The organism is Paenibacillus puldeungensis, from assembly GCF_042678945.1.
GTDB lineage: Bacteria > Bacillota > Bacilli > Paenibacillales > Paenibacillaceae > Fontibacillus > Fontibacillus puldeungensis.
Window position 1 is genome coordinate 16,742 of the sequence record NZ_JBHTLM010000027.1, and the last position, 17,616, is coordinate 34,357.

The 17,616-nt window shown below is 49.5% G+C and carries 15 protein-coding genes; 10 read left to right on the plus strand and 5 right to left on the minus strand.

Annotated elements, in window-relative coordinates:
• Nucleotides 1-30: 30 nt before the first annotated feature.
• Together ACFQ3W_RS23535 and ACFQ3W_RS23540 are read right to left on the minus strand one after the other, a co-directional pair.
• Nucleotides 31-708: a CidB/LrgB family autolysis modulator gene (locus ACFQ3W_RS23535; RefSeq protein WP_379321673.1), complete on the minus strand. Its 678-nt coding sequence runs from the start codon at nt 706-708 to the stop codon at nt 31-33.
• Nucleotides 705-1,076, minus strand: a complete 372-nt coding sequence (locus ACFQ3W_RS23540; RefSeq protein ID WP_379321708.1) for a CidA/LrgA family protein — start codon at nt 1,074-1,076, stop codon at nt 705-707. The genes ACFQ3W_RS23535 and ACFQ3W_RS23540 overlap by 4 nt, the downstream gene beginning before the upstream one ends.
• A 141-nt stretch (nt 1,077-1,217) precedes the next feature.
• On the opposite strand from ACFQ3W_RS23540, the gene cidR reads away from it, so the two are divergent.
• Nucleotides 1,218-2,114: a cidABC operon transcriptional activator CidR gene (gene cidR / locus ACFQ3W_RS23545; RefSeq protein ID WP_379321674.1), complete on the plus strand. Its 897-nt coding sequence runs from the start codon at nt 1,218-1,220 to the stop codon at nt 2,112-2,114.
• On the opposite strand, the gene ACFQ3W_RS23550 is transcribed toward cidR, so the two are convergent.
• Nucleotides 2,099-2,623 carry a GNAT family N-acetyltransferase gene (locus tag ACFQ3W_RS23550; RefSeq protein WP_379321675.1) on the minus strand — a complete coding sequence of 175 codons (525 nt, stop codon included), beginning with the start codon at nt 2,621-2,623 and terminating at the stop codon, nt 2,099-2,101. The genes cidR and ACFQ3W_RS23550 overlap by 16 nt on opposite strands.
• Before the next feature lie 268 nt (nt 2,624-2,891).
• Here ACFQ3W_RS23550 and ACFQ3W_RS23555 point away from each other — a divergent pair, with 268 nt between their 5' ends.
• The 5 genes from ACFQ3W_RS23555 (at nt 2,892) to ACFQ3W_RS23575 (ending at nt 9,568) form a co-directional block, all read left to right on the plus strand.
• Entirely contained in the window at nt 2,892-4,307 is a 1,416-nt protein-coding gene (locus ACFQ3W_RS23555) for an amino acid permease (RefSeq protein ID WP_379321676.1), read from the plus strand.
• A gap of 195 nt (nt 4,308-4,502) precedes the next feature.
• Complete coding sequence (gene pdaA, locus ACFQ3W_RS23560) at nt 4,503-5,258, plus strand: delta-lactam-biosynthetic de-N-acetylase (RefSeq protein WP_379321709.1); 756 nt, start codon at nt 4,503-4,505, stop codon at nt 5,256-5,258.
• A 209-nt stretch (nt 5,259-5,467) separates the two neighbouring features.
• Nucleotides 5,468-5,935 carry a MarR family winged helix-turn-helix transcriptional regulator gene (locus ACFQ3W_RS23565; RefSeq protein ID WP_379321677.1) on the plus strand — a complete coding sequence of 156 codons (468 nt, stop codon included), beginning with the start codon at nt 5,468-5,470 and terminating at the stop codon, nt 5,933-5,935.
• Nucleotides 5,936-5,957: 22 nt separating this feature from the next.
• Nucleotides 5,958-7,685 carry an ABC transporter ATP-binding protein gene (locus ACFQ3W_RS23570; protein WP_379321678.1) on the plus strand — a complete coding sequence of 576 codons (1,728 nt, stop codon included), beginning with the start codon at nt 5,958-5,960 and terminating at the stop codon, nt 7,683-7,685.
• On the plus strand, nt 7,682-9,568 hold the full coding sequence (locus ACFQ3W_RS23575; RefSeq protein WP_379321679.1) for an ABC transporter ATP-binding protein: 1,887 nt from the start codon (nt 7,682-7,684) through the stop codon (nt 9,566-9,568). Before ACFQ3W_RS23570 ends, ACFQ3W_RS23575 begins: the two co-directional genes overlap by 4 nt.
• 96 nt (nt 9,569-9,664) lie before the next feature.
• Here the strand turns inward: ACFQ3W_RS23575 and ACFQ3W_RS23580 are convergent, their stop codons facing one another.
• Nucleotides 9,665-11,965: a bifunctional 2',3'-cyclic-nucleotide 2'-phosphodiesterase/3'-nucleotidase gene (locus ACFQ3W_RS23580; RefSeq protein WP_379321680.1), complete on the minus strand. Its 2,301-nt coding sequence runs from the start codon at nt 11,963-11,965 to the stop codon at nt 9,665-9,667.
• Between the two features lie 479 nt (nt 11,966-12,444).
• On the opposite strand from ACFQ3W_RS23580, the gene ACFQ3W_RS23585 reads away from it, so the two are divergent.
• The 4 genes from ACFQ3W_RS23585 to ACFQ3W_RS23600 all read left to right on the plus strand — a co-directional run bounded on the left by ACFQ3W_RS23585 (nt 12,445) and on the right by ACFQ3W_RS23600 (nt 16,779).
• Nucleotides 12,445-13,776: an ABC transporter substrate-binding protein gene (locus tag ACFQ3W_RS23585; RefSeq protein ID WP_379321681.1), complete on the plus strand. Its 1,332-nt coding sequence runs from the start codon at nt 12,445-12,447 to the stop codon at nt 13,774-13,776.
• A gap of 67 nt (nt 13,777-13,843) precedes the next feature.
• Nucleotides 13,844-14,773, plus strand: a complete 930-nt coding sequence (locus ACFQ3W_RS23590; RefSeq protein WP_379321682.1) for a carbohydrate ABC transporter permease — start codon at nt 13,844-13,846, stop codon at nt 14,771-14,773.
• Nucleotides 14,773-15,657 (plus strand): carbohydrate ABC transporter permease, encoded by an 885-nt coding sequence (locus ACFQ3W_RS23595; protein WP_379321683.1) that lies wholly within the window; start codon nt 14,773-14,775, stop codon nt 15,655-15,657. The genes ACFQ3W_RS23590 and ACFQ3W_RS23595 overlap by 1 nt, the downstream gene beginning before the upstream one ends.
• A 39-nt stretch (nt 15,658-15,696) precedes the next feature.
• On the plus strand, nt 15,697-16,779 hold the full coding sequence (locus tag ACFQ3W_RS23600; protein ID WP_379321684.1) for a hypothetical protein: 1,083 nt from the start codon (nt 15,697-15,699) through the stop codon (nt 16,777-16,779).
• Here ACFQ3W_RS23600 and ACFQ3W_RS23605 read toward each other — a convergent pair.
• Entirely contained in the window at nt 16,776-17,504 is a 729-nt protein-coding gene (locus ACFQ3W_RS23605; RefSeq protein ID WP_379321685.1) for a Crp/Fnr family transcriptional regulator, read from the minus strand. The genes ACFQ3W_RS23600 and ACFQ3W_RS23605 overlap by 4 nt on opposite strands.
• Between the last annotated feature and the right edge of the window lie 112 nt (nt 17,505-17,616).

The window sequence follows — 17,616 nt, forward strand, 5'->3', positions numbered from 1 at the left end:
ATAGGAGGAACCATAACATAAGCTTTAGAACTACAGTAGTGATATCAGCATCGGAGCTGCGCCTAAAGTGAATAATGCCGCCAAGATCATCGAAATGCTGGAAATCGTGCCGGTTAGTGAGCTAAGCTCAAAAGCTTTCGAGGTACCGGTACCGTGGGCGCTCGTTCCGAACAGAACCCCGCGCGCCACCTCGCCCTCGATACGGAACATCTTCACCACAAGCGGCCCGAGCATCGTTCCAAGCAGGCCGGTCAAGATGACGAATACAGCCGTAATGTTCGGAACGCCGCCGATGATTTGCGATACATTCATGGCGATCGGTGTCGTCACCGAGCGTGGGATCAGACTACTGATGAGCTCGTTGTCCAGATGCAGCCACTCGGCAAGAACGGCTGAGGAGAACATCGCTACGATGGAACCGCTCAGGACGCTAATCAAAATTTCCACGGCATGCTTTTTCAGCACGTTATAGTATTTATAGAGAGGGACGGCAAAAGCGATCGTTGCCGGCTGCAGCATGGCGCTTAGCCATTTTCCTCCGGTATGGTAAGTTTCGTAAGGAATATTCGCCCATACTAGGCCGATCACCAGAAATAAAGGAGTAATCAGCAGGGGAGACAAATATATTTTAGGCTGAATTTTGTAAATTCGTTTGGACAAAACGTAAATCATTAATGTAGCAGCTAAACATAACACACCGGCAATCATGAGATTCGGCGCTCCTTTCGTTTCGCAATACGAGTGGCGATAAGCCCGGAACTGACCATGACGATCAGGGTACTGAATATGACAACGATGAGAATACGTACTCCTTCACTTTCCAGAAGCGGTATGTATTGCATAACACCGACAGCCGAAGGAATGAAGAACAGCAGTAGTTCGGCCAGCAGCCAGTTTGCGCCTTGCTCTATCCATGTAAGTTTGATGACGTTGGTTTTCAGGAGAATAAAGAGAACAACAATGCCAAGAATCGAACCTGGAATCGGCAGATGGAGCAGCTTAGCGATAGCGTTCATAGCCATTGAGATGCAGAACAGGATGGCAATTTGAAAAATGGCTTTACTTATCATTTTCATTTTATCCATGTGGATAGCAGCTCCTTTCTGTCTGTGGTTGGTAATGAAAATATTACACCGTTTGTTTTCATGAGTAAAATGAATATACTGAATGAATAGCATTCCATTTATCTATGGATTAAGCATAAAGGGGACTTGGTTATGGACATCCGGCAAATGCAGTATTTAATTGAGGTTGCTCGGCTCAAAAGCTTCACGAAGGCAGCGGAGGCACTCTATATTACTCAGCCGACGATCAGCAAGACGATCAAGGGAATTGAGGAGGAGCTGGGGGTCGTATTATTCGACCGATTTGGGAAAAAAATAGAGCTGACCGATGCAGGCCAAATTATAGTGGGACAAGCCCAGCAGATCGTCACGTCGTTCCAAAATCTTACGGCGGAGCTGGATGATTTACGCAATTTGAAGAAGGGCCATATCCGGATCGGACTGCCTCCAATGGTTGGATCGAGCTTTTTTCCGAAGGTCATTGGCCAATTTCACCATCGATACCCGGAGATAACGATTCAACTGATTGAGGATGGGGCGAAAAAGGTGGAGTCCGACGTGGCCAGCGGAGCGCTGGAAGTCGGCGTCGTGGTGCTGCCGACGGTACAGGAGGGTCTCAGCAGCTTCCCGTTTGTGGAGGAAAAGCTCAACTTGGTCGTTCACCCGACGCACCCGCTCGCCGAGAGGAAGGCGGCGGAGCTGTGGGAGCTCGCCCAGGATCAGTTCGTGCTGTTCCGGGAGGACTTCACGCTGCATGACCGGATCATCAATGAATGCGGGAAGGCTGGTTTTCAGCCGCATGTCATATATGAGAGCTCCCAGTGGGATCTTATTAGTGAGATGGTGGCGGTGGGACTTGGCATTACGCTATTGCCGGAAACGATCTGCCGCGAAATCGATGATGAGCGCGTGAGAATCATTCCGCTCGTCAAGCCGATCATTCCCTGGAAGCTTGGTATCGTATGGCGCGATGACCGGTATTTATCTTTTGCTACGCGGGAATGGATTCGCTTTGCTCAGCACGAGCTGGCGGCTCAAGGGCAGGGATAATTTCTCATTAATTTCAAACATATCTGCGGCTGCTCATCGACATCCCTGCACGGTTCAGAATCGACAAACCCAAACTTTCGCACAGTTGAAATGGATGCTTTGTTTTCGGGATGCGTGAGAATATAGATACAATCAACACCAAGATGGGTAAAACAAATATTGATTAAAATGGGTAATGCTTCGGACATATAGCCTTGCTTCCAATAATCTTTCCAAATGTCGTATCCAATTTCAACTTGCTTTTCTTCAGGATCCCAGTAGTGATACCCACATGTTCCGATAAATGCATCACTATTTTTATCAAACATGCCGTAACGGAGATACCCTTTCCCTTCTGGGTTTTGGTAATGCTCAATAATTTCTTTTGCTTCTTCCATATCGCAGGGTGGTTCACTAAAATATTTACACATGTCCGGATCAGAAAATTGCCTGTAAACTGAATCAAGATCGCCAATATTAAGCAATCGAAATTTCATTCTTGCCGACGTAATAGGTTCTGATAGGTTCATAATAGTCACCTCGGGCGATTTGTTGAAGGAATATAAACCGCGTTTCTTCTCATCATCGCATTAAAGATTTTTTCCTTATGTTAGCAAAATTTTATTGGAACAGCAATGGAGTGACCACCACATCTAGAGTTCTCCCGGAAAATATTTCGCAAAATGTTAGATATTTAACGCTTTAACCCTGTGCAGGATATATGTACAAAAGTCCTATCTTTTTATATAATAACCAAATGTGAAACTTACAAATAAAAAAGTAGGGGACAGAGCCTATATGAGTTTTATTAGAAAAAAATCGATCACTGCGATGATTCAAGAGAAGAACGCATCCAGTGATGGGACGCTCAAGAAAGAGCTTAACGTGTTTGATTTGACGATGCTTGGCGTCGGGTGTGTTGTAGGAACAGGAATTTTTGTACTGACCGGTGTAGCGGCAGCCCAACATGCTGGACCAGGGTTGATCTTGTCGTTTATTCTAGCCGGGATTGTGTGTGCCTTCTGTGCACTCTGCTATGCAGAGTTTGCTTCCATGGTTCCCGTGTCGGGCAGTGCCTACACCTACAGCTATGCTACGTTTGGTGAACTGTTTGCCTGGATTCTCGGTTGGGATTTGATCCTAGAATACGGCTTTGCCGCCTCTATGGTCGCGAGCGGTTGGTCGGGATATTTCCAAGGGCTGTTATCCGGCTTTGGATTTAACATACCGAAGGCCATCAGCAGCGCCTTTGATCCGAGTGCAGGGACTTATATCGACGTACCAGCCATCTTGGTGGTACTGGCGCTAACCTTTATCGTTTCTCGCGGTGCGAAGGAATCGACGCGCCTCAATTCGATCATGGTTATTATCAAAATAGCCGTCATCATCCTGTTTATTGTCGTCGGCGCTTTTTATGTGAAACCGTCCAACTGGACGCCATTTATGCCGTTTGGCTTCAGTGGTGTTGTTACCGGCGCGGCAACTGCCTTTTTGGCTTACATCGGATTCGATGTCGTTGCCACAGCGGCCGAGGAGGTCAAAAATCCTCAAAAAGATCTGCCACGAGGCATAATCTGGTCACTCATTGTTTGTTCCTTGCTGTATATTCTTGTCACCGCCATTCTTACCGGCGTAGTGCCTTATACGATGCTCGACGTGAAAAACCCTGTTGCCTTTGCACTCCAGTACATTCATCAGAACTGGGTTGCTGGCTTCATCTCGCTTGGAGCAATCGTAGGGATTACGACAGTTTTGTTCGTACTTCTGTTTGGACAAACCCGTTTGCTTTACGCTATTGGCCGTGACGGCTTGCTGCCTAAGAAGCTGGCCCACCTGCATCCGAAGACAGGGGCCCCGAGTACAAGCACATGGGTTACCGGCATTATTGTAGCTGTATTCGCAGGATTGATTCCGCTTCACAGACTTGCCGATTTGGTCAGTATCGGAACGCTGTTTGCTTTTATCTCGGTTTCGCTCGGTATCGTCATTCTGCGGAAGACGCGTCCGGACCTAGAGCGTTCATTTAAGGTTCCATTCGTACCAGTCGTACCGATTTTGGCAGTCCTTTCTTGTGGTTATTTGCTGATCAGTCTGCCGAAGATTACTTGGATAGCATTCCTTCTATGGCTTGTGATTGGCCTGGTCGTATACTTTATGTACGGATACCGGCACAGTCAGCTTGCCGAGCAGCGTGACCACTCTGATCATAAATAGACTTTAACGTTACACTCCTAATCCCTTTTCGAGCTGTCCGCTAAAATGCGGTGGCAGCGACCGAAAAGGGATTTTTTTCGTATATTTCGGGTTGCTTCAGCGGATAGTAAGCAAAAGAGTGCTGAATATTCCAAATGAAGGGGAGATTGCTCAGTGAGGTTTACGAGGTTAGCTATCATCCTGGCTGTAGTTGCGCTGGTATTTGCGGGAGTTTCATACCCTGCCATACCGACCGAGGCTGCTTCGGCAGATGTTCCTTATCACTTCGGCTTTAAGAAAAGCGTCGGCGGCCAGCTTCCTTCCATTAATGAGGAAGGCTTCAAAGAGATTGTCGACAAGCACGAAGCGATTTTTCTGGGGGATACCTCCAGTAAAGATTTGTTTCTTACCTTCGACAATGGCTATGAGAACGGCTATACGGCTCCGATATTAGATACGCTGAAAGCGAAAAAGGTGCCGGCTATTTTCTTCATAACCGGCCACTATGTCAAGGATCAACCCGAGCTCGTTAAACGCATGGCTGCCGAAGGGCATCTGGTCGGCAATCACTCCTGGAGTCACCCGGATATGACCACCATTTCCGATGAACGTATCCGTGAGGAGCTGGACAAGGTTAAGCAGGATACCGCAAAATTAACAGGACATCCAGACATGGCGTATTTGCGGCCTCCGCGCGGCATCTTCAGTGACCGAACGCTGCGGGTAACCAAGGAGCTCGGCTATATTAATGTGTTTTGGTCTATCGCATATAAGGATTGGGACGTGAACGACCAGAAGGGTGCCGGGTATGCATATCAGAAAGTAGTATCCCAGCTGCACCCCGGCGCGGTGATATTGCTTCATTCTGTATCGAAGGACAACGCTGCGGCACTCGGCTCCATCATAGATGAGGCTAGACGACAGGGATACACCTTTAAAAGTTTGGATCAGCTTCACAAAAAGCATAATTGAAATAGAAATGGAGCAAAGGTTTGAAGATCGCCAAAAACCGCATGCTAATGCGGATTTCCAGGCGATCTTTTTTATGTTTCCTGCATGGAGCAAAGGTTGATTTTACCTCCGCTTGACTTTGAATTTTAACGCTCCTATAATTAGGCTTGCGAATAAATAGATATGCTAATTATTAAACTGTGAAAATAAAATGGAGGTGAACTAACGAGATGATGCTCGGCGATGATCCCAAAGCCCAAAGATTATGGAGGGCATTTCGACGCTTCCGTAAGCTGGACATGAACAAATCTTCGCCGGAAGGGTATAAGGCAAGCGAAATTAGAATGATGTTCTTTATTTGGCGAGAAACCCGGCACAATGAGCGCGGAGTAACGGTCTCCGGGCTTAGCGAGGTTATGGAGGTGACTTCTCCAACCGTAACCCCGTTAATAAGAGGCATGGAGAAGAAAGAGCTCGTCTTCCGCTATAACGACCAGGAAGACCGCAGGGTTGTTCGTGTGAAGCTCACGGAAAAGGGCGAGGAAGTAACCCGCGCGGCCATGGAGAAGTATTCCAGCCGATTTAAAGGCCTATGCGAACATCTAGGGGCGGAGAAAGTCGAACAACTGACCGAGCTGCTCGATCAGGTATATCATTACTTGGAGGAGCTGCTCATACAAGATAGCCATAAGTCATAAGAGAAAGTGGAGATGATAGGAATTGCTGAAACTTTTCCGCTATTTAAAACCATACTGGATATTGGTAGCTGCAGTGCTCCTACTGGTATTTTTCCAGACGCTCTCCGAGCTCTACTTGCCGACACTGATGTCGGATATTGTGGATAAAGGGGTTGTGAAAGGAGACACCGACTATATTTGGCGAGTGGGCGGGACCATGCTGCTCGTGGCACTCGGCGGAATGGCCTGTTCGATCGCGGCAAGCTTTTTCTCAGCCAAGTCGGCCTCCGGATTCGGCAAGCTGCTTCGTGGCAAGCTGTTTAAGCACGTTTCGAATTTTTCGCTGGAGGAGTTCGATAAAGTCGGGACAGCTTCCCTTATTACGCGGACGACGAACGATATTACGCAAGTTCAGCAAGTGATGATCATGATCCTGCGGATGATGGTCATGGCGCCGATGATGTGCATTGGCGGGATTATTATGGCGGTATCGAAGGATGCTACATTGTCTTTGGTCCTCGTTGTCATTCTTCCGGTGCTGGTCGGGGCTATCTTTCTGATCGCCGGCAAAGGGATTCCGTTATTCAAACAAATTCAGAAGAAAATCGATAGACTTAACCTCGTAATGCGGGAAGGCTTGACCGGGATTCGTGTTATCCGCTCGTTCAACCGGATCAGCCACGAAAGCAAACGGTTCGATGCTGCCAACTGGGACCTGACGGAAACCTCGATCAAGGTCAACAAAATAATGGCCTTTATGATGCCGGTGATGATGATCGTCATGAACTTGGCCTCGGTCGCAATTATTTGGTACGGGGGCTTGCGGATCGATAAAGGACACATGCTGGTCGGAGACCTGATGGCCTTCCTGCAGTATGCGATGCAAATCATGTTCTCGCTGATCATGGTTTCGATGATGTTCGTCATGATTCCGCGTGCATCTGCTTCGGCGGTCCGCATCAATGAAGTGCTGGATATGGCTCCGGTGATCAAGGATGAAGGAACGAAAAGACCGGCTGCAGGGCACAAGGGCTATGTCGAATTCCGCAATGTCAGCTTCAGCTATCCGGGTGCGGAACAGCCGGCGGTACAAAACATATCGTTCAGCGCCAAGCCGGGTGAGGTGACCGCCATTATCGGCGGTACGGGCTCCGGGAAATCGACGCTGATTAGCTTGATTCCGCGCTTCTATGACGTGGATGAGGGAAGCGTCCTGGTCGACGGTACCGATGTTAGGGAAATGCCGCAGGAGGTGCTGCGGAGCAAGATCGGCTTTGTGCCGCAAAAGGCGGTGTTGTTCTCGGGGACAATCAACGAGAATATCCGCTACGGCAAAGAGGATGCGACGGATGAGGAAGTACAGCATGCCGCTCGGATCGCTCAGGCGAGCGACTTTATCGCCGAGATGGAGCAGGGCTTTGAGTCTCCAATCTCCCAAGGCGGAACGAACGTATCCGGCGGTCAAAAGCAGCGCCTGTCCATTGCACGTGCGCTTGTCCGGAACCCGGAAATATATATTTTTGACGACAGCTTCTCGGCGCTGGACTTCAAAACCGATGCCAAGCTGCGTGCGGCTTTGAAGGGTGAAACTCAGGAATCCACGGTGATCATCGTCGCTCAGCGGGTAAGTACAGTGCTTGATGCCGACCGGATTATCGTCATGAATGAAAGCCAGATTGCCGGTATCGGCAATCACCGTGAACTGATGGAAACCTGCGAAGTGTACAAAGAAATCGTGTATTCGCAGCTTTCAGAGGAGGAAATCGCATGAGCCAGGAGCAGAAGAATAAACGACGTGGTTTCGGAGGCCCTGGTGGCGGTCATGGCGGAGGACCCGGTATGGCGATGCCGGTAGAGAAAGCGAAGGATTTCAAAGGCACCTTAAAAAGACTGATTCATTACTTGAAACCTCGCAAGGTCCAACTCATCGTGGTATTGCTGATGGCCGTATTAAGTACAGTATTCAGCATCGTCAGCCCGAAGGTGATGGGGAAGGCGACAACGAAGCTTTTTGAAGGAATCATGGCTAAAATGAAGCACGTCCCGGGAGCTTCGATCGATTTTCATTATGTATGGCAGATTATTATGGTTTTGATCGGTCTTTATGTATTAAGTGCACTTTTCAGTTATTTACAGCAGTACCTGATGGCCGATGTCGCACAAAAAACGGTTTACGACCTGCGTCGTGACGTCAGCGATAAGCTGAACCGTCTACCGCTTAAATACTTTGATGCGCGGACGCACGGTGAAATTTTGAGCCGGGTTACCAATGATGTCGATAACATCAGTACAACGCTGCAGCAAAGCTTGACTCAGCTCATCACTTCGATTCTGACGATTATTGGCGTGATCGTGATGATGCTGTCGATCAGCCCGCTATTGACGTTGATTGCGGTTCTGACCCTGCCGCTTAGCGTGTTGGCGATCACCAATATTGCCAAGCGCTCGCAGAAGCAGTTCGTTCGGCAGCAAAAGGAGCTCGGACAGCTAAACGGACATGTGGAGGAAATGTATACCGGCCACAAGATTATCAAGGCGTTTGGCCGTGAGCCGAAATCGCTGGAGCAGTTCGATACGATTAACGAGCGGCTGTATGAAGCAGGCTGGAAAGCGCAGTTTATTTCCGGCGTTATCATGCCGATTATGAGCTTTATTGGAAACATCGGCTACGTGCTGGTTTCGGTCGTCGGCGGGATTCTCGTGACGAAGAAGTCGATCGAAATCGGGGATGTTCAAGCATTTATTCAATACGCTCGCCAATTCACCATGCCGATTACCCAGACAGCCAATATCGCAAACATCATTCAATCGACAGTGGCTTCGGCGGAACGTGTATTTGAAATTTTGGACGAAGAGGAAGAGAAGCTGGAATCGGTTCATCCAGTCGAACTGAAACAGCCGCAAGGTAATGTTGCCTTCAACCACGTGAAGTTTGGATATGATCCAAGCAACATCCTGATCGAGGATATGAACATCAACGTATCCCAGGGCCAAACGATTGCGATTGTCGGACCGACCGGCGCCGGGAAAACGACGCTAATCAACCTGCTGATGCGGTTCTATGAGGTGAATGAAGGCTCGATTACCGTGGACGGTGTCAACATCGCGGATATGAAACGTGGCGATTTGCGCAGCTTGTTCGGAATGGTACTTCAAGATACGTGGCTGTTTAACGGCACGATCCGTGACAATATCGCTTACGGGCGGGAGAATGTCACAGATGAAGAAGTGGTGAGCGCAGCCAAAACGGCGTATGCCGATCACTTTATTCGGACACTCCCAGGTGGCTACAATACGATTCTGAACGAGGAAGCATCCAACATTTCGCAAGGGCAGAAACAGCTATTAACGATTGCCCGTGCAATCCTCGCCGACCCGGCCATCCTCATTCTGGATGAAGCGACGAGCAGCGTCGATACTCGGACCGAGGTCCACATTCAGAAGGCAATGAACGAGCTGATGAAAGGCAGAACGAGCTTCGTTATTGCGCACCGTCTGTCAACGATCCGGGACGCCGATCTCATTCTGGTGATGAATCATGGCTCCGTCATCGAAAAAGGCACGCACGAAGAACTGCTGGCCCTCGGTGGATTTTATGCGGATTTGTATAACAGCCAGTTCACGAAAGGCGGCTTCGATCAAGAGGTTGGGTGAGGGTCGAGGCACCGCGATTTGCCACATTAAAATAGAACGAAAACAAGGCTCGTCCCAGATGGGGCGAGCCTTGTTTGTGTTTTGGCCAAAGCAGTATTACTTCGACGGGATTAAAATTTGCTGCCCGATACGGAGAAACTGCGGATTAGTCAACTTGTTGTGCTTGGCAAGAGCTTGCCAAGTCGTTTTGTACTGGATCGCGATGCGGTCTAGGTTATCGCCTTTCTTGACGATATAGGTTTTCACCGCTGCAGCTGGCTTCTTGGCTGCTTCCTTGGCCGGCTTCTTAACCGTTTCTTTTACCGGTTTCTTAGCTGGCTCTTTAGCTGGTTCCTTGACCGGCTTCGTTGGCTGCGGTTTTGGTTCCGGTGTCGGAACTGGCTTTGGCTCAGGTGCAGGAGTAGGAGTCGGTTTCGCCGATTCTACTGCCGAAGCCAGCTTAAATTTGGCGTAGCCGTCCTTGGTATCGGAGAGGTACGTCAATTTGCTGTCTTTCGCAGCGATCTCCTTGGCTGCTGGCGAAGTAGCAAACGTCACGTCAGCCTTGCCAAATGGCGCGAGCGACCAGTTACCGTCTGCTGCCGGGTTAATCGTTCCATTCGAACGAATGTAATTGATGACAACCTGACGGTTTTCATCCGGTGATGCAAGGATGATCCGTTTGCCGTCCGGATTTGCCAATTTGCTGGACGACGCGCGGTAGTTGTTGCTGGCAACGACGAATTTTTGCGCCGGATCGATCGGTTTTCCCTTATAGGACAAGCTCAGGATACGGTTTGCTTTTTCGTTCAGCAGTCCGCCTTTTGCGTCGTATTTGGTCGGCTGCGTTACGTCGATTTGATATGTTACGCCGTCGATGACGTCAAAGTTATACGTTGGGAATTCATTATTAACCAACTCTTGTTCTTCTGTTTTGGCAGGATCGATTTGCTTGAACTGCCCGGCCGACCATTCCAGCCATTCCTTCAATTCGGCGCCAGTTACCAGTACCGCGTTCACCGTGTTGGAATACAAGTACAAGTCGGCAACGTTTTTAATGGCGATATCACCGGCAGGAATATTCGTGTAATAGTTTGCACCTTGGCGTCCGCCGGCTTTAAACGGAGCAGCGGCCGAAAGCACAGGCAATCCTTCGTATTCGGTACCTTTTAAATGCTGCTCGACGTACCATTTTTGCGCGTTGTTGACGATTTGGATCGAAGGGTCGTCCTGGATCAGGGCGAACCAGCTATTGATCGGCGCGGAAGTTTTGCCAACCGGTCCGCGTACGTACTCCAACGTATGATCGTGATCGGTTTTGACCGCGTCCCAGATTTTTTGGTCCGCGTCCACCAGCGGCTTTTTATTTACGGTGTCAAAGATCGGTTTAACGGCAACGGAGGAATCCTTCACCGTCCAGGTGTTACCGGCTTTCTCCAGCTTGAGGTCGATGATACCCAGGTTGTTGCCCCAATAGCCAGGCTCTACGGCAGGCACACCGTTGATCGTTCCTTTTTTCAGGTCGACGCCCGTTTTGCCTGAAAAGGAAGCGTCCGGGAATACCTTATGCGCGTGTCCAAACAGGATTGCGTCGATGCCTTTCACCTTGCTCAGGTAAAGGATCGAATTCTCCATCAGCGGCGTTTGCGGAATGTCCTCAAAGCCGGAGTGCGGCACGGCAATGATGATGTCGGCACCTTCTTTTTTCATTTGCGGCACGAATTTATCTGCCGTTTCCACAACATCCTTTGTGATTACCTTACCTTCAAGGTTAGCTTTGTCCCAGGACATGATTTGCGGCGGCACGAAGCCGATGATCCCTACCTTCAGCTTGTGCTTCGCTCCCGTGCTGTCAGTCACCTCTTTGTCGAGGATGAGGTACGGGGTGAAGGCGTTTTTGTCGTTCGATGGATCTTTATCCTTATCGTCGATGTAAATGTTGGCGTTGATGTAAGGGAAATTGGAGCCTTTTACAGAGGTCTTCAGGAAGTCTAGCCCGTAGTTGAATTCGTGGTTGCCGAAGTTACCGGCATCGTAACCGAGCAAATTCATCGCTTTGTAGACGGGATGCGTTTCACCGTCTTTCAGCTTGTCCACTGTCGCAACGTAATCGCCCAGCGGGTTGCCTTGGATCAGGTCACCGTTATCGATGAGCAGGCTGTTCTTGGCTTCGGCGCGGGCCTGTTTGATCAGCGTCGCCGTCTTGGCCAGGCCGTATTCGTCGGTCGGCTTGTCCGCGAAGTAATCGTAGTTGACGATGTTCACGTGCAGGTCGGTCGTCTCCATGATGCGGAGATCGACGGATGCTGTGCCGCTTACGTCTGCCGCGGACGCCGAAAAAGGCAGTGCCGCCAGGCTTGCCGTCAGCAAGGATGCGATCATAATTAATTTAGGACTGCGGGGTTTGTACAAGTTCATTCCTCCTTGAAATTTGGATGACTCCCTACATGCGCAATGTGTAGAAACATGATGAAAAATTATTTTAAATTGACTTTAATATTTTATATGAAATGGCAAGTGTTGTCATGGATTATTTTTCTATTTATGCGCTGCAGACCCTGGCCAAGGCGATTTTGTATGCGATACTCTAGTAAACAGTAGGATAAAATTATCAAAAATAAAGTTAAATATGGAGTATTGTTCCAACTATTAAGATATGTTAATATATTGAAAAAAAAGTGAGAGACTAAGGCTTTCGTTTGCTAGACGCGATATTTTTTATGACCATATGGAGAATATTTTCGTCTATTGTTTATTTAATGGGTGAAAATTTTCCTTAATTGATAGAGGTAATTCTGTGGAGGGGGTGGTAATGGAAAGCCGTTGCAATCGACAGCGGTGCTTTGCAGGGCATTATTTTAACTATTCAAGAAGAATATTAGGGGGAGGCGTCAAGCATGTTTTTGTTTAGAAAAAAAGCGATTGCACTTTTAGGTTCGGCTGTCCTAGCTTTATTATTATTGGCAGGCTGTGGATCTGGCAACAAGGAAGGGGATGCCAAATCTGACGCTCCCTCGCAGGGTGGTCAAAAGGAGAAGGTAGAAATCACCTTCTGGACGACGTATACGGATAAGGATGCAGGCCCAATCACGGCACTGGTGGAAAACTTCAACAAGACAAACGATCATATTACGGTCAAAATGCTGGGCAATCAGGATCCGACGAAGCAACTGACGGCTATCTCCGGCGGAGCTGCACCCGATATCCTATTAACTTACTGGAACAACATCGGACCGTGGGCTGATGCTGGAGCTGTGCTCGACCTGACAGACCATATCGCCAAATCCGGCTTTGATGTCGGTACTGTCGTTCCTGCAGCTATGGAACGGATGAAAATCAACGATAAATATTATGCGATGCCATTTACAATGAGTATGGCTAGCTCACTTATGTATAACAAGAAAGACTTCGCGGACGCCGGTTTGACTAAAGCACCGGAGACGCTGGAGGAGCTTTTCGATTATGCGAAAAAGCTGACAAAGAAGGACGTAAGCGACAATATTACGCAGATCGGATTTATTCCGGATTACCCGTGGATTGACAATGTCTTCTGGCCGATTATCTTTGGCGGCTCCTGGGTGGATGAGTCGACTGGAAAAGTAACGCCGAATGCGGTGGCGAACGTGAAGGCCATCGCCTATCAACGCTCGTTCTATGAAGCGTTTGGACAAAGTCAGATCGACAAGTTCAAGTCCAGCATGGGCAAACGTGGTACACCGCAGGATCCGCTCCTGACGGGGCAACTGGCCATGTATATCGGGTGGGAGTACAATTTCATGCCGGAACGAGGCGAGAACGGCCCGATCGGCGTTGCACCGTTCCCGTATCCGGCCGATCGGCCAGAGTTGAAGAGCTCCGGCATGGTCAGCCCTCGCGCGTTATTTATTCCTCAGCATGCCAAGCATCAGGAGGAAGCTTGGGAATTTATGCAATATCTGATGACCGTAGACGCTCAGGTTCAATTTTCGCTTGAAGGGCATGTGATTCCAACCATTACTGAGGCGCTAAGCGACAAACGTTTGATGGTCGAAGAGAACAAAACGATGTGGGAATTCTATGAGCGCGCTAAGAGCGAAAATCTGAAAGGCTTCCCGAACAGCGCCTACATCAATGAGTACCTTCAATCGCTCACCGAAGAAACGGAGAAGGCGCTTAAGGGAACCGTGTCGCCTCAGGAAGCCATGGATAACGTCGCTAAAAAGATTCAACCGCTGGCTGACGGTAAATAAGCGATAGTAAATAAGGCGGACCGCGGCCAGGCGGTCCGTTTACTACTTGCAGACAGGAGGCGTGACGATGGCCAAAGCCAGCGGCAATACGGTTGGAACTCGCAAGAGAGAACGAAAGGTCCTGCTCACGGGTCTGCTGTTCACGAGTCCCTGGATCATTGGGTTCATTATTTTTCAGCTTTATCCTATTCTGACTTCTTTCTATTACAGCATGACGGAATACAACCTTTTCAAGGCCCCGAAGTGGGTGGGGCTGGACAACTATAAGGCGCTCTTCAATGACGACAAGTTCTACAAATCGATGTACAACACCCTCTACATTACGATCGTCGGCGTCGTGCCTCATATGGCATATGCTTTGTTGATGGCCCTGCTGCTAAATGCGAAGGTGAAGGGGCAAAGCATCTATAGAACGATCTATTTCCTGCCGACACTCGTACCGGCGGTGGCAGGCTCACTGCTGTGGATGTGGCTGCTTAATTCCCAATATGGGCTGATCAATATGGCGCTGGAATGGATCGGCGTTGCGGGGCCAAACTGGCTGATTGATCCGAACTGGACGAAGCCGTCGCTCGTTCTGATGGGTTTCTGGGGAACGGGGACGATTACCGTCATGTATCTTGCGGCCCTCCAGGATGTACCCAAGATGTACTATGAAGCGGCGGAAATCGACGGAGCGAGCAAGTGGAGACAGTTCTGGACGATCACATTTCCTGCCATCTCCCCGATGACGCTGTTCCAATTAATCATGATGCTCATCTCTTCATTTCAATATTTCACGGAGGGTATGGTATTCGCCGAAGCGACGCAGTCGGTAGGAGGACCTGAAAATTCGCTGTTATTTTACTCGATTTATCTTTATCAACAGGCCTTCTCGTTCCTGAATATGGGGTATGCTTCCGCGATGGCGTGGATGCTCTTCCTGGTGGTCATGATGTTCACCTTGATCATTTTCAAGACTTCTGCACGCTGGGTTTACTATGGGGGTGACAAGTGATGGCCGATCATCCGATAGCCCTGGACACTTATACAAGGAACACATTTAAGAAAAGAAGAACAGGAAAGAGCATCGCTATCTCCTTGTCCAAGCATTTCATTCTTTGCATTGCCGGCGTCTTCTTCCTTGGACCGTTTGCTTATCTTCTGCTTACTTCCGTGAAAAGCATTGATGAGATTTTCGCCGTGCCGTTTGTCTGGTGGCCCAAGCGATTCTATTGGGAGAACTACTCGAATGCGGTTCAAGCCATTCCGTTTTTTCGCTATACGCTAAATACGCTGTTTGTATCTCTTTTGAGCGTACTCGGCGAATTGATAGCGGCTCCTCTGACCGCGTACGGCCTGGCGAGAATCCCCTTCAAGGGACGGAATGTGCTGTTCATGATCATGATGGGAACGATTATGCTGCCGGCTCAGTCCACCATGGTGCCGCTGTACGTCCTATTTAACAAACTGGATATGGTGAACTCGTACTGGCCGTTGATTCTTCCTGCCTACTTCGGAGCCGCTTATTATATATTCTTGCTTCGGCAGTTCTTTATGGGCATTCCACAAGAGATTTCGGAGTCCGCCAAAATCGACGGGGCGTCTGAGTTTCGTATTTACGCGCAGATGATCCTGCCTCTATCGTTTCCGGCCTTATTCACCGTCGGCTTGCTCGTCTTCCTGAATTCGTGGAAGGACTACCAGATGCCACTTATCTATCTGAATGATCCGATCAAATGGACATTGTCTGTCGGTCTGAAGGCCTTCATCGGCGAATACAACATCGAATGGGGGATGCTTATGGCCGCAGCGGCCCTGTTTGCCATACCGATCATCATCTTGTATTTCTTCGTGCAGAAGGTGTTTATTCAAGGCATTACAATGACTGGCTCCAAATAACAAAAATGAGGGATAGACCAAAGGAAGGGGAATGGACATATGGATTCTTCTGCATTGATGGAAGCGATCGGCCCCCGTGTCATCGCCGGGGTCAAGCCTTACTTTGACAGTCTGCTCAGACGTGACTTAGAGACGGGGGAGTTGTACATCATTGATGACGAGTTGGACAACCGGGCAAGCTGCTGCACAACAGCTGCCGCCGCGGTTTTCTACGCCTGGGAAGGGCGATGCAATGCTTCCGAGGTGTCGGTGGAAATCGCGCGAGCACTTGCCAGAGAAGTGCGGCGGCGCCAGCTTCCAAGCGGCGGTTTTGGTCAGCCTTTCTATGTCAAGAAGGGGGAGCCGGATGTCGTGGATATTGCCGAAGTAGGAGCAACAGCCGATAGTCTGTACCATTTGCATCGGGCGGTTGGCAGCGAGGTGGCTCGGGAGAGCCTGATCCACTCGGCGGAATATTTGCTTACGCAAGTCGCAGCGCAGAATCCGGCTGTGATTCTAAAGCGTCCCGGCGAGGATTTCGATGTGCTGAACGGGGATATGTACGCCGCTCGGACGTTTGACAGAGCCTATGCGTTGTCTGGAAATCCAGTCTATCTGGAGAAGGTGAGGCAAATATTTGCCCACCTGGCTGATCGTTTCGGCCGCAACGAAGCGGGATGGTGGCCCTATATTGAAAATTGGGACGGTTCCGTCGTTATGGGAAACAGCGTCGCCTATCAAGCGACGATCATCGAAATGGCTCATTCCTCGCTGCCGCTGCTGGACGAAGCGCTGCGCGAGCGTTGGAATGATGTATCTAGGAGTGCGATGGCGACGATTCAAGATGCGATGAAGGCTCCCCCATCGGAAGCAACCGAAGCCCCCTGGTGGGCTCGCGATTGGAGCCAAAGCTGGGAAATCACGATGGCTTTCTGGCGCTGCGGAAGTCCCGAGGTGAAGCGGATCGCGTGGAACCGCTTCGCAGAAACGGTTGATCGCCTAGAAGAGCAAGGTATTGCGTTGTTTAAACCCGTGATCGAGAACGATGTACAGGATCGGACGCCGGTGACGACGACCTACCGCAAGGCTGCCGGCTTCGCCGGAATGATTGCGAATATGGCGTTTGGCCAATTCTTTGATTAGATGTTGTCGGACTGTGGAGAAATCTCCCCAGCCAAACGGCGCAAGGCTGCTTCCTCTATAATACGCAGCTTCCGGTTCGAAACGGCGATAATGCCGTTCTCCGTCAACTGGCGAAGCTTGCGACTGAGTGTTTCCGGGGTGGCGCCGATCATCCCGGCTAATTCTTTTTTGCTCACGGGCAGCGTAAATTCAGCGGAGGACGGGTCAAATTTTTGCCGAAAATAGAGCAGCATCTTCGCCAGCCTCCGGTCGGCCTCCAGCAGCGTGAGTACCGCGGCCCAGCCGTCCGCTTCCTCCAGTTGCCCGCTTAGTGCCGTCATGAACCGAGCCGCAGTGTCCGGGCTTCGGCGTAAAATGTCTAAAAAATCTTTGCGGTAAATGCGGCATACATCGGTTGTATCGGCTGCCTGAGCGCTGGCGTAATGCGGTTTTTCCTGCAACAGAGCAAATTGCCCAAAGAAATCCCCGGGAAAAAGCAGCCGCAAAATGTGCTCTTTTCCGTTATCCTCGAGCTTAGTTAGCTTAATGATGCCCCGGTTCAAGACAAACAGGGAATCCGACCGATCCCCCTCCCGAAAAATAAACTCTCCTTTATGATAATGCGAGGTCTGCATTACGGAATGAAGCAGATCTACCTCCGCATCGCTTAGTTGTGTAAAGACTGGAACACGTGACAAGCAGGACAGGCGACCATCTTCGGCATTTATGCATGTATGGCAGGTCATCGATTCCACCTTCTTTTCGATAATGTTGGTCCCATGGAGGTTTGTATTATTACCCTACCAAGCAAAAAGAGGCTGTATGGTGATTGTCATCACAAAAATTGAAAAGCTTAAT